Raw genomic sequence first — 11848 nt, 5'->3', positions numbered from 1 at the left:
GTCCTAACGGATCTGGAAGCCCTCGGCCAGACGCCCGCCCATGATGTAGCGGCGGGCGAGCAGGAGGAGGGCGACGGAGGGGATGGAGAGCAGGATCGCGAACACGGCGGCCACCTGCTTCGGGTAGTTGAGGACGAGCGAGTACATCTCGGTCGGCATCGTCATGTAGACGGGCGCGCCCACGAGGTAGGTGCCCTGGGCCTCGTCGAACGCGGCGAGGAACGACATCAGCACGGCGACGAGGATGCCCGGCAGCGCGAGCGGCAGGGTCACGCGGAGGAACGTGCGCGCGCGCCCGGCCCCCGCGTCGCGCGCCGCCTCCTCGAGGGAGCGCGGCACGGCGCTGAACGCGGCGGCCGGGATCCAGGTCATGAACACGACCGTGCCGATGAGCTGCACGATGACGATGCCCGTGACCGTGTTCATCAGGTGCAGCCCGTAGAACAGCGACGCCATCGACACGAAGAGGCCCATCTTGGGGAAGGCGTTCGTCGCGAACAGGCCGACCAGGAGGATCCGCCTGCCGGGGAACTCGTAGCGCGAGAACGCGTACGCGGCGGGGAGGCACACGATCGCCGACACCAGCACCGTGAGCGGCGCGAAGTACAGCGAGTTCTTGACGGCCGCGGCGAGCTGGGCGTCCTCGAAGATCACCGACCACCAGTGCAGGGTGAGGCCCGCGGGCAGGAGGCTCGGGTAGTCCCATGACGTGGCGAACGCGTGCGCGGCCAGCCAGACGAGCGGTCCGAGGATGAACACGGCGACGAGGGCGAACAGCGCGGCGGTGACCAGCGCGCGGGGGATGGCGAGTGCGCGCATCAGACGCGGCCCTCCTTCTTGGCGGAGCGGAAGTTGGCGCGCACGTAGAGGAACGCGATGCCGGAGGCCATCACGAACACCACGACGGCCATCACGATGGACTGCTGCGGCTGGTTGAAGGACGTGAAGTACTTCGAGATGTCGACGCCGAGCATGCTCGGCGCGTTGGCGCCCGTGAAGTACGGCACCGTGAAGGAGCCGAGCACGCCGATCGCCGTGAACGTCGCGGCGATCACGAGCGGGATGGCGGCGAGCGGCACGAGGATCCGCGTGATGATCGCGAGCGTGGACGCACCCGCGTCCTTCGCGGCCTCGATCATCGCGTCCGGGACGGCCTGGACGCCCGAGGTCGCCATGAGCGTGGCGAAGGGCAGGCTGGTCCACACGGATCCGATGACCACCGCCACCGTGGTGTACCCGTAGGTCGGCCCCTCGAGGCCCACGAGCGCGAACACCGTGCGCACGAAGCCGTCACCCGAGTAGAAGGTGAGGATCGCCCACGAGGCGATGACCACCGGGATGAACAGCGGCACCACCGCGAGCCCCGCGAACAGGGTCGCGAGCCGGCCGCCGCGGAGGCGCAGGTTGATGGCGATCGCGACCGCCATGACCAGCACGATCACCGTGGAGAGCACCGTCACGCCGACCGTCATGCCGAGGTCGCGGAGGAAGCGCGGGTCGCGGAACACGTCCGCGTAGGCGTCGAGGGTGCCCCACCACTCGGTCGCCGTGTGCGTGCCGAGGCCGATGGAGGCGATGGTGCTGTTGAGCCCGCCCGTGTGGCCGAGGCTGAACCCGATGGCGAGCACGACGGGGATCCCGACGAACACCGCGAGCAGCAGGGCGGGCGGCAGCGCGAGCGCCAGGCCGATGCCGGCGCGGCGGGCCTCCGAGGAGACCCGCCGCGCTGCACCGGCCCGGGCGCGGAGCCCGGACCGGACGGCCGTCACTGGCCGGGGACCTTCTGGTCCCAGAGGTTCGACATGTCCTGGCCCATCTTGCTGTAGTAGCCGGGACGCAGGGTCGACGGGTCGGCCGCGGCGAAGGTGTCCTTCAGGTCGGCGGGCACGTCGTCGAGGGAGATGACGGGGTAGCCGGCGATCGTCGAGGCGATGACCGCCTGTCCCTCGGCGGAGAGCACGTAGTCGGCGAGCTTCTGCGCGACGTCCTGGTGCGTGGCGGTCTTCGGGATGCCGAGGTACGACGCGCTGCCCGTGAACGACGGGTTGGAGATCTGCGTGTACTTCACGGTCGACGGCAGCGTGCCCGTCTTCTGCGCGGTGATGACCTGGTCGCTCCAGACCGGGGCCATCTCGATGGCGCCCGTGCCGAGGAGGTCGAGCACCTGGTTGTTGCCGTTGGGGTAGACGCCGTCCTGGTACATGGAGGAGCCGAGGCTCTTCAGCTCGTCGAAGCCCTTGTCCCACGCGCCCTCGAGCGACTGGTCGTAGCCCGTCGTCATCTTGTCGCGGGTGTCCGTGTCGACGTACTTGTCGAGGACGCTCGTGACGAAGGCGGCGCCGGATCCGCCGGTGGAGGGGGAGTTGTAGGCGAACTGGCCGGGGTTGTCGGTGATCCACTGCAGCAGCTCGTCGAGCGACTTCGGCGGCGTGCTCACCTTGGTGGAGTCGTAGGCGAGGAGCACGGAGGAGGCGCGGTAGGGGATCCCGAAGCCGTTGCCCGCCTTCACGGTGGCATCCGGCACGGTCGCGAGGTTGGGGATGGTGGAGGAGGAGACCGGCGCGAGGAGGTCGGCCGAGCCGGCCGCCTGGATGAAGCCCGAGTCGATGAGGTCGTAGCCCGGGTCGGAACCCGCCTGCACGGAGCTCGTGAGCGTGGCCATGGTCTGCGCGTCGTGCTCGCCGTGCAGGTCGAGGGTCGTCGTGACCGACGCCCCGGGGTTGGCCTTCTCGAACGCGGGGATGATCCCGTCGTTCCAGAGGCTCTGGATGTTGGTGTCTCCGGAGATGAAGAGGCGGACGGAGCCCGAGGCGTCGGTGACGGCCTGGTTCTGGGCCTGCGCGGCGGTGCTCGTGGTCGGCGCGCAGCCGGCCAGCGAGACCGCGGCGGCGGCGACCGCGGCGAGGGTGAGGAGGGAACGGCGGGGGATCACGGGTCGGGTGTCCTTCTGCTGGGGGAGCGATGCGGATCGCATCGTTTCGATGGTGCGTTCCTCCGGTGGCCCGGACGTGAACGGGACGTTGCGATCCCGGTCCCCGAGGGCGAACGGGCCTGCCGGGGAGCGGGCCGTGAATAGGGTGGGCGGCATGAGGAGGAACTCGCCGCGTGCCTCCGTGACCCTCGCCGACGTGGCCGCCCTCGCGGGCGTCTCCACCTCCACGGCGTCGCTCGCGTACCGCAGCACCGGCTCGATCACGCCCGCCACCCGCGCCCGGATCCTGCGCGCCGCGGCCAGCATCGGCTACGCGGGGCCGGATCCCACGGCCAGGTCCCTGAAGAGCGGCCGGACCGGCATCGTCGGGGTCGTCGTCGCGGGCAGCATCCGCCGCGCGTTCCAGAACCCGGTCGCGCTGGCGACCATGGCCGGACTCAGCGAGGCGCTCGACGACCTCGACGTCGGACAGCTGCTGCTGCCGGGTCGGCGGGAGCCGCGCGAGGGATCCGCGCCCCTGCTCGAGGGCATGCCCGTCGACGCCGTGGTCTTCCTCACCCGGGGCGAGGAGGTGGACGCGCTCCTGCCCGGGCTGCGCGCGCGCCGGATCCCCATGGTGGGCGTCGAAGGGCCGCACGGCGAGGGCGTCGCCGTGGTCGACATCGACGACGCCCGCGGCATGGGCGAGCTCGCCCGCCACGTGCGCGCCCTCGGCCACCGGCGCGTCGCCGTGCTGATGCGCACCACGCGGATCGAGGAGGACGGCCCGCCCGGACCCGTGATGCCCGTGGGTCGCGGTCTCGAGGAGATCGTCAACCGCACGATCCGCGAGCGCCTCCGCGCCGCGCGCAGCGTCTTCCCCGACGCCGTGCGCGTCGAGGCGGGCGGGCGCGACCTGGAGGCGGGGGAGCGCGCCGCGGGCGTGCTGCTCGACCTGCCGTCGCGGCCCACGGCGATCCTCGCCCAGAACGACATGCTCGCCGCGAGCGTCATCCGCGCCGCCGCCGCCCGCGGGCTGCGCGTGCCGGAGGACCTCACGGTCACGGGCTTCGACGGCGCGCACCTGCCGTGGCTCGAGCGCCGTCTCACGACCGTGGAGCAGCCGCTGCACGACCGCGGCGTGCGCGCCGGGCGCATGGTCGGCGAGCTGCTCGCGGGCCGGACGCCATCCGACGTCGTGCTGCCGGTGCGCGTGCGGATCGGCGACACGGCGGCGGCGCCCGCCTGATCGCGCGCCGCCGTCCGCGCGCTAGCGTCCCGCGGGGTCCGTCACGAAGTCGATGAGCTGCTCCACGCGGCCGAGGAGCGCGGGCTCCAGGTCCTGGTACGAGCGCACCTGCCCGAGGATCCGCTGCCACGCCCGCGCGATGTCCGCCTGCTCCGCGTGCGGCCAGCCGAGCGCCGCGCAGATGCCGTGCTTCCACTCCACATTCCGCGGGATGACGGGCCACTCGCGGAGGCCGAGGCGCCCGGGCTTCACGGACTGCCAGACGTCGACGTAGGGGTGCCCCACCACGAGCGCGTGCGCGCGGTGCGGCCCGCGGGCGACGGCCTCGGCGATCCGGCTCTCCTTGGATCCCTTCACGAGGTGGTCGACGAGCACGCCCACGCGGCGGCCCTTCCCGGGGCGGAAGCGGTCGAGCTCCTCGTCGAGGTGGTCGACGCCCTCGAGGTACTCGACGACGACGCCCTCGATCCGGAGGTCCTCGCCCCACACCTTCTCCACGAGCTCGGCGTCGTGCCGGCCCTCCACGAAGATCCGGCTGGGCAGCGCCACGCGGGCCTGCCGGTCGGAGACCGCGAGCGATCCGGAGGCCGTGCGCGCGGGGCCGGCGGGAGCGGCGCGCGGGACGCGGAGCGCCACCGGCTCGCCCTCGAGCAGGAAGGACCCGCCGAGCGGGAACGTGCGCTGCTTCCGACGGAAGTCCTCGAGCACGACCATGCCGGACTCGACGCGCACGATGGCGCCGCAGAACCCGCTCGACAGCTCCTCGACCACGAGGTCGCGCGTCGCGTCCTGCGGCCGCGGGGCCTTCTTCGCGGGCCCGCGCCAGCCGGCGGCGAGCACGTCCTGTCCGTAGCGGTCGTCGTCGAAGGGAGGCGGCGTCATCCTCCGAGGCTCTCACGGGACGCGTCGCGCACCCGGTCGACGAGCCGACGCCACGGACCGTCGACCGCGGCCTCGCCGAGGCGCGCCTCGCGGTCGCCCGCGCGCACGAGGTACACGAAGCGGTCGGCGCCGGGCGTGGGCACGGCGGGCTCGTCCCAGGGGCAGGCGTCGACGAGCTCGCCCCACTCGGACGCGCCGGCGTCCACGCGCACTGACCAGGTGCGGGTCATGCCCGCCATCCCGCCCGTGCGCGACACGGCGATCTCCACCTAGACCTCGATCCCGACGCCCTCCCACGCCGCCTGGACCGCGGCGACCTCGGACGCGCCCTCACCGTACCGCGCGGACGCGGCGTCGACCGTGGCCCGAGCGAACGCCGGGAAATCCGCGTCGGCCCGCACGGCGCCCGACTCGATCACGTCGTACCAGACGCGGCCCGCGCCCTCCCAGGCCGCACCGCCGATCCCGGTGGCCGCCAGGAAGAACGCGCGGTTCGGGATCCCGGAGTTGATGTGGACGCCGCCGTTGTCCTCCTGGGTCTCCACGTAGTCGTCCATGTGGCCGGGCTGCGGGTCCTTCCCGAGCACGTCGTCGTCGTACGCGGTGCCGGGCGCGCGCATGGAGCGGAGCGCGAGCCCCGTCGATCGCTCCAGGAACAGCTCCGGCCCGACGAGCCACGTGGCCTCGGCAGCCGTCTGCCCGAGCGCGTGCTGCTCCACGAGCACGCCGAACACGTCGGAGATGGACTCGTTGAGCGCGCCCGACTGCCCCTGGTAGACGAGGCCGAGCGTCAGCTCGGTGACCCCGTGGGTCAGCTCGTGCCCGATGACCGTGAGCGACCGCGTGAAGGGCGCGAACACCTCGCCGTCCCCGTCGCCGAAGACCATGCGGGTGCCGTCCCAGAAGGCGTTGTCGTACTCCTCGCCGTAGTGCACGGTCGCGAGCAGCGGCAGGCCGCGGTCGTCGAGCGACTCGCGGCCGTACACCTCGGAGAAGAGCGCGTACGTGGCGCCGAGCCCCACGTAGGCCTCGTCGACCTGGGCGTCGCCCGTGTCGGGCGCGCCCTCGACCCGCACCGCGCGGCCCGGGAGCTCCTCGCGGTTCCCCGCGTCCGAGATGGTGCGGTGGATCCCCGACGGGTCCCGCTCGGCGAGCGCCGACGCGTCCGGCGCGGCGCCCGTCCCGCGACGGTCGTGGATGAGCGGCCCCTGGTCGCGGAGGGCGCGGCGGGCGGCCTGGCGGGCGGCGGCCATGCGGTCGGGGTCGGCCTCGGCGAGGCGGGTCAGCAGGTACGGCGGGAGGATGGTGCGTCTCATGACCCGAGACTCGCACGGGGCGGCGACATCGTCACGGGCCGGGTCGGGATCCGGCGCCGGGTGGCGTGACCCCGTCTCGTGCCGTACGGTGCGTCAGCTCGTCCAGCGGTACCCGAGCTCGGGTCGGCCGGGCGTCCCGTAGCGCGGCACCCGCTCCACCTGGCCGACGTCCGCGAGGTATTCGAGGTACCGGCGCGCGGTCACGCGAGACACGTCGAGCGCGCCCGACACCTCCGCCGCCGAGACGCCCTCGGCGGCGGTCGCGGGCGCGTCGCCCCGCGCGATCCCGCGCACCAGGTCGAGCGTCTCCGCCGACATGCCCTTGGGCAGCCGCGCGTCCGACGCGGGGGAGCGCAGCGCCGCGAGCGCCCGATCCACCTGCAGCTGCGTGGTGCTCCCGCTGCCCGCGCCGAGCCCCTCGCGGTAGCCGACGTACGCCGCCATCTTCTCCGCGAAGGCCGCGAACGTGAACGGCTTGATGAGGTACTGCACGATGCCGGCCGTCACCGAGCTCCGCACGACGGCCTGGTCGCGCACCGCGGTCACGGCCACCACGTCGGTCGCGCGACCGGCGGCCCGCAGGCGGCGGCACACCTCGAGGCCGTGCATGTCGGGCAGCGTCATGTCGAGCAGCACCAGGTCGATCCCGTCGGGTCCGGCCTCCGCCACGAGCCGCAGCGCCTCGCCGCCCGTGTGCGCGAGACCCGCGACCTCGAAGCCGTCGAGCCGGCCGACGTAGAGGGCGTGCGCCTCCGCGGTCAGCGCGTCGTCGTCGACGACCAGCACGCGGATCACGCGCGGACCCCGCCGTCGAGCGCGTCGGCGCGGCCGGCTCCCCGGGCGGCGGCCGGATCCGCGGGCAGCACGACCCGCACGCGCGCCCCGCCCAGCGGAGCGTCCGCGTCGCCCACCTCGACCCGTCCGCCGAGCCGCGCGGCCGAGCGCGCCACGAGCGCGAGGCCCACGCCGCGTGGTCCCGCGTCGCCCGTCTTGGTCGTGACCCCGAACTCCAGCACGCGCGGCCGGACCGCGGGATCCACGCCCGGACCGTCGTCCGCCACCTCGACGACGAGCGCGCCCGCCTCCGTGCGCGACAGCGACAGCTCGACCCGCCCGCGGTCGTCCCCGCGCGCCGTGGCGACGGACGGGTCGGCCGCCGCGTCGATCGCGTTGTCCACCAGGTTCCCGACGATCGTCACGAGCTCGGTCGCGGGCACGCCCGGATCGCCCGTGCCGTCGGCCACGCGCACGGACAGCTCCACGCCGCGCTCGGCCGCCTGCGCCGTCTTGCCGCGCACGAGGGCGCGCACGACGGGATCCGCGTCCGCCGCCAGCCCGCCCTCCGACGCGCGCCGGTCCGTCTCGAGCTCGGATGCCGCGAGCGCCAGCGCCTCGCGCGTCCGCTCCAGCTCGATGAGCGAGACGATCGTGTGCAGCCGGTTGGCGAACTCGTGGGTCTGCGCCCGCATGGCGTCCGAGAGGGTCCGCAGCGTCGCGAGCTCGCCCGACAGGCGCTGGATCTCCGTCCGGTCGCGCAGCGTCGTCACCGTCCCGAGCCGCGCGGCGCTGCCCGTGCGTCCCGTCGGCAGCGCCGGCCGCTGCGTCACGACGAGCACGCGCCCGCTGGGCAGGTGCACGACCTCGTCGGCCGTCGACCCCTCGAGCAGCAGCCGCTCGATCGCGGGCGGCAGCCCGAGCGCCCGGACCTCGACGGGGCCGGCCGCGGGATCCAGCTCGAGGTCGAGCAGCTCGGCCGCCTGGTCGTTGTGGAGCACGAGCCGCCGGTCGCGGTCGACGAGCACGATCCCCTCGCCGACCGAGTGCAGCACCGACTCGTAGTACGCGAGCATGCGCGCCATCTCCTCGGGGCCGAGCCCCCACGTCGTCCGCTCGAGCGATCGGCTGAGGAGCACGGCCCCGGCGGCGAGCAGGAGCGCGAGCGCCCCGACCGTGCCGACGAGCCCGGGGATCCTGGCGCCCAGCACCTCGGTGACGCGGTCGACGGTGACGCCGGCCGCGACCAGCCCGACGATGCCGCCGTCCGCGTCGCGCACGGGCACGACCGCGCGGACGCTCGGCCCCAGCGTCCCCGTGAACGTCTCGGTCAGCGACCGGCCGGCGAGCGCCGGGCCCGTGGTGCCGAGGTACCTGCGGCCGATCTCGTCGAGGTCGGGGTGCGTGACGCGCACGGTGTCGCGGTCCATGATCGTGACGAAGTCGACCCCGGTGTCGCGCGTCACGTCCAGCGAGTAGTCGAGGAGGGCGGCCGTGGGATCCGCGGACGCGAGGCCCTCCGCCACCCGCGGCGAGTCGGCCACGGTCGTCGCGACGGCCAGGCTCCGATCCGCGGCGGCCTGCTCGGCGCGCTGCCGGGAGTCGGACCACAGCGCCGCGGTGGCGACGACGGCGACGAGGAGCAGGACCGCGAGCTGGACCACCAGCAGACGGGCCGCGATGCCACGGGGGAGGCCGACGCGGGAGGAGCGGATGCGGTCGGCGAGCGCGCGTCGCGCCATGCTGCCCCCTCGCGTCCGCGGCCGGCACCCGGCAGGAACATTATGAACACAACGCCGGAGCGCTCCCGCGCGTGGGCCATCCTGTCGAGGACCGCCTTGCGCACCCGTGCGCGGGCGCCGCTCACGAGACAAGGACGTCCCATGACCAACCCCATCGCCGCGCTCCGTCGCCTGGACCGCCAGCACTACCTCTACATCGCCGTCATCGTCGCGGTGATCCTCGGCGTCACGGTCGGGCTCGTCGCCCCCGAGGCGGGCGTGGCCCTGAAGCCGATCGGCGACGCGTTCGTCGCCCTCATCAAGATGATGATCGCGCCCATCATCTTCTGCACCATCGTGCTCGGCGTCGGCTCGGTGGCGAAGGCCGCCACGGTCGGCCGGGTCGGCGGCCTCGCGCTCCTCTACTTCATCGTCATGTCGACGTTCGCGCTCGCGATCGGCCTCGTCGTCGGCAACCTCATCCACCCGGGCGAGGGCCTCGACCTCAGCGGGCTGCGCGCGCCGGAGGGCTCGACCGAGGCGGCGGGCGAGACGGACTTCCTCCTCTCGATCATCCCCACGTCGCTGCTCTCGTCGCTCACCTCGGGCAGCATCCTGCAGACGCTGTTCGTGGCCCTCCTCGTCGGCTTCGCCCTGCAGCAGCTCGGCAAGCGCGGCGAGCCCGTGCTCGAGGGCATCCGCAACATCCAGATCCTCGTGTTCCGCATCCTCAGCATGGTGATGTGGGTGGCCCCGCTCGGCGCGTTCGGCGCGATCGCGGCGGTCGTCGGCGCCACCGGGTTTCAGGCGGTCATCAGCCTCGCGACCCTCATGATCGGCTTCTACATCACGTGCGCGCTGTTCATCGTCGTGATCCTCGGCTCGCTCCTCTGGTTCGTCACCCGCGTCAGCATCTTCAAGCTGATGCGCTACCTCGGCCGCGAGTACCTCCTCATCGTGTCCACGTCCTCGTCCGAGGTCGCCCTGCCCCGCCTCATCGCGAAGATGGAGCACGTGGGCGTCTCCAAGCCCGTCGTCGGCATCACCGTGCCCACCGGCTACTCGTTCAACCTCGACGGGACGGCCATCTACCTCACGATGGCGTCCCTCTTCATCGCCAGCGCGCTCGGCAGCCCGCTGGCCCTCGGCGAGCAGGTGTCGCTGCTGGTGTTCATGATCATCGCGTCGAAGGGCGCGGCGGGCGTCACGGGCGCCGGCCTCGCGACCCTCGCGGGCGGCCTGCAGTCGCACCGGCCGGACCTGGTGGACGGCGTCGGCCTCATCGTCGGCATCGACCGCTTCATGTCGGAGGCGCGCGCCCTCACGAACTTCACCGGCAACGCGGTCGCGACGCTCCTCATCGGCACCTGGACCCGCGGCATCGACGCCGACCGCGTCGCCCTCGTCCTCGGCGGCGGCGACCCCTTCGACGAGAAGACCATGGGCACCGATCACGAGGCCCAGCTGGCGGCCCCCGCCGAGGCCCTCGAGGCGGACGTGACGCGGGCGGGAGAGCGCGGCGACGAGCCGCGCACCCCCGCCCGCTGACCCGGACCGGGGCCACGCCCGGGTCGCACCCACCGTGGTCCCGGCCGTGTCCGATCCGTTACGCTGTCAGGTCACAGGAGGTACGACCATGGATGGACGCGAAGAGGGTCACGGCGCCACGCGCGTGCCCGAGCAGTACACGAGCACGGACACCACGGCCACCTTCCGCGATGAGCTCGGAGCGGCGCTCGCGGGTCTCGACGGCGCGGTCTCCGCCGAGGAGAAGGACGCCGTCACGGCGCTCCCCTCCGGATCCGCCCTCCTCGTCGTCCGCCGCGGCCCCAACCAGGGCGCGCGCTTCCTCCTCGACGCCGACGTCACGGTGGCCGGCCGCCACCCCGACGCCGACATCTTCCTCGACGACGTCACCGTCTCCCGTCGTCACGCGGAGTTCGTCCGGCAGGGCACGTCGTTCCAGGTCAAGGACCTCGGCTCGCTCAACGGCACCTACTTCGACGGCGTGCGCATCGACACCGCGCTCCTCCAGGACGGCGCGGAGGTCCAGGTCGGTAAGTTCCGCCTCACGTTCTACGCGTCCCGCACCGACCTCGTCGGCCGGACCGCCGAGTAGTGCCGGCGTCCGCCGCCCGGTCGACGCCAGCCCGCACACCCGGTCTCCTCAGCATCGGGCAGGTGCTGGCGCGCCTCACGCCGGAGTTCCCCGACCTCACGAACAGCAAGCTCCGCTTCCTCGAGGAGCAGGGGCTCGTCCAGCCGTCCCGCACGGAGTCCGGCTACCGCAAGTTCAGCCCGGCCGACGTCGAGCGCCTGCGCACCGTCCTCGGGATGCAGCGCGACCACTACCTCCCGCTCAAGGTCATCCGCTCCTACCTGCACGACCTCGATGCAGGCCTCTCGCCCGCGCTCCCCGGCGGCACGCCCGTCCCGACGGTCTCCATGCTCGATCAGGAGCGTCGCTACAGCCGCGCCGAGCTCGTACGCGAGTCCGGCGCCACCGCCCCGCTCCTCGGCGACGCCATCACGGCCGGCGTGCTCATGCCGGCGGAGGTCTACGGCGAGGAGGCGGTCCAGGTGATGCGGGCGCTCGTCGAGCTGCAGCGCACCGGCATCGAGCCGCGCCACCTCCGCGGCTTCCGCCAGGCGGCGGAGCGCGAGCTCAGCCTCATCGAGTCGGCCCTCGTCCCCGTGTCGCGTCGCCGCGACGCGTCCAGCCGGGCGCACGCCGCGGAGCTCGCGCGCGAGATCGCCACCCAGCTCGAGGTCGTGCGGGGGAGCCTCATCCGCTCCGCCCTCGGCCGCCTCTCGTCCTGACCTCGCGCTCGCGCCGGAGTCCGCGCTCGGCCGCCTGTCGTCCCGATCCGGCGCCCGCGTGCGGACGCGGCCGGTAGGCTGACGTGTCCGCACGGGGCCGTCCGCACTCCGGAGGGACCCATCGGGACCGGTCGACGCGCACCCCCGACGGGGGCGCGACGGAGGGCCGGGACGA

Annotated in this window: 12 protein-coding genes; 4 read left to right on the top strand and 8 right to left on the bottom strand. The window is 73.5% G+C overall.

What is annotated here, in order from left to right:
- Nucleotides 1-3 precede the first annotated feature (3 nt).
- The 3 genes from JOE38_RS04580 to JOE38_RS04570 are packed head-to-tail and all read right to left on the bottom strand — an operon-like array spanning nt 4 to nt 2974.
- Nucleotides 4-819 (bottom strand): ABC transporter permease, encoded by an 816-nt coding sequence (locus JOE38_RS04580; protein WP_204575063.1) that lies wholly within the window; start codon nt 817-819, stop codon nt 4-6.
- Complete coding sequence (locus tag JOE38_RS04575) at nt 819-1769, bottom strand: ABC transporter permease (protein WP_204575062.1); 951 nt, start codon at nt 1767-1769, stop codon at nt 819-821. Before JOE38_RS04575 ends, JOE38_RS04580 begins: the two co-directional genes overlap by 1 nt.
- Nucleotides 1766-2974 carry an extracellular solute-binding protein gene (locus JOE38_RS04570; RefSeq protein WP_239544743.1) on the bottom strand — a complete coding sequence of 403 codons (1209 nt, stop codon included), beginning with the start codon at nt 2972-2974 and terminating at the stop codon, nt 1766-1768. Before JOE38_RS04570 ends, JOE38_RS04575 begins: the two co-directional genes overlap by 4 nt.
- A 112-nt stretch (nt 2975-3086) precedes the next feature.
- On the opposite strand from JOE38_RS04570, the gene JOE38_RS04565 reads away from it, so the two are divergent.
- Entirely contained in the window at nt 3087-4160 is a 1074-nt protein-coding gene (locus tag JOE38_RS04565) for a LacI family DNA-binding transcriptional regulator (protein ID WP_204575061.1), read from the top strand.
- A 21-nt stretch (nt 4161-4181) separates the two neighbouring features.
- Here the strand turns inward: JOE38_RS04565 and JOE38_RS04560 are convergent, their stop codons facing one another.
- The 5 genes from JOE38_RS04560 to JOE38_RS04540 all read right to left on the bottom strand — a co-directional run bounded on the left by JOE38_RS04560 (nt 4182) and on the right by JOE38_RS04540 (nt 8874).
- Nucleotides 4182-5042: a DUF3097 domain-containing protein gene (locus JOE38_RS04560; RefSeq protein ID WP_204575060.1), complete on the bottom strand. Its 861-nt coding sequence runs from the start codon at nt 5040-5042 to the stop codon at nt 4182-4184.
- Nucleotides 5039-5299, bottom strand: a complete 261-nt coding sequence (locus tag JOE38_RS04555) for a protealysin inhibitor emfourin (protein WP_374191167.1) — start codon at nt 5297-5299, stop codon at nt 5039-5041. The genes JOE38_RS04560 and JOE38_RS04555 overlap by 4 nt, the downstream gene beginning before the upstream one ends.
- 12 nt (nt 5300-5311) lie before the next feature.
- Entirely contained in the window at nt 5312-6358 is a 1047-nt protein-coding gene (locus JOE38_RS04550) for a M4 family metallopeptidase (protein WP_204575058.1), read from the bottom strand.
- A gap of 93 nt (nt 6359-6451) precedes the next feature.
- A complete protein-coding gene (locus JOE38_RS04545) occupies nt 6452-7153 on the bottom strand; it encodes a response regulator (RefSeq protein ID WP_204575057.1) in 702 nt (233 codons plus the stop codon).
- Nucleotides 7150-8874, bottom strand: coding sequence for a sensor histidine kinase (locus JOE38_RS04540; protein ID WP_204575056.1), 1725 nt, complete (start codon nt 8872-8874; stop codon nt 7150-7152). Before JOE38_RS04540 ends, JOE38_RS04545 begins: the two co-directional genes overlap by 4 nt.
- Nucleotides 8875-9015: 141 nt before the next feature.
- On the opposite strand from JOE38_RS04540, the gene JOE38_RS04535 reads away from it, so the two are divergent.
- The 3 genes from JOE38_RS04535 to ftsR all read left to right on the top strand — a co-directional run bounded on the left by JOE38_RS04535 (nt 9016) and on the right by ftsR (nt 11673).
- Nucleotides 9016-10401: a cation:dicarboxylate symporter family transporter gene (locus JOE38_RS04535; RefSeq protein WP_204575055.1), complete on the top strand. Its 1386-nt coding sequence runs from the start codon at nt 9016-9018 to the stop codon at nt 10399-10401.
- Nucleotides 10402-10489: 88 nt separating this feature from the next.
- Nucleotides 10490-10972 carry an FHA domain-containing protein gene (locus JOE38_RS04530; protein ID WP_012298726.1) on the top strand — a complete coding sequence of 161 codons (483 nt, stop codon included), beginning with the start codon at nt 10490-10492 and terminating at the stop codon, nt 10970-10972.
- Nucleotides 10972-11673 carry a transcriptional regulator FtsR gene (ftsR, locus tag JOE38_RS04525; RefSeq protein WP_012038570.1) on the top strand — a complete coding sequence of 234 codons (702 nt, stop codon included), beginning with the start codon at nt 10972-10974 and terminating at the stop codon, nt 11671-11673. Before JOE38_RS04530 ends, ftsR begins: the two co-directional genes overlap by 1 nt.
- Nucleotides 11674-11848: the final 175 nt, after the last annotated feature.

The organism is Clavibacter michiganensis (genome assembly GCF_016907085.1).
Taxonomy (GTDB): domain Bacteria; phylum Actinomycetota; class Actinomycetes; order Actinomycetales; family Microbacteriaceae; genus Clavibacter; species Clavibacter michiganensis_O.
The sequence above is the reverse complement of the archived record's forward strand: the minus strand, read 5'-3'. Positions and strand labels throughout refer to the sequence as shown.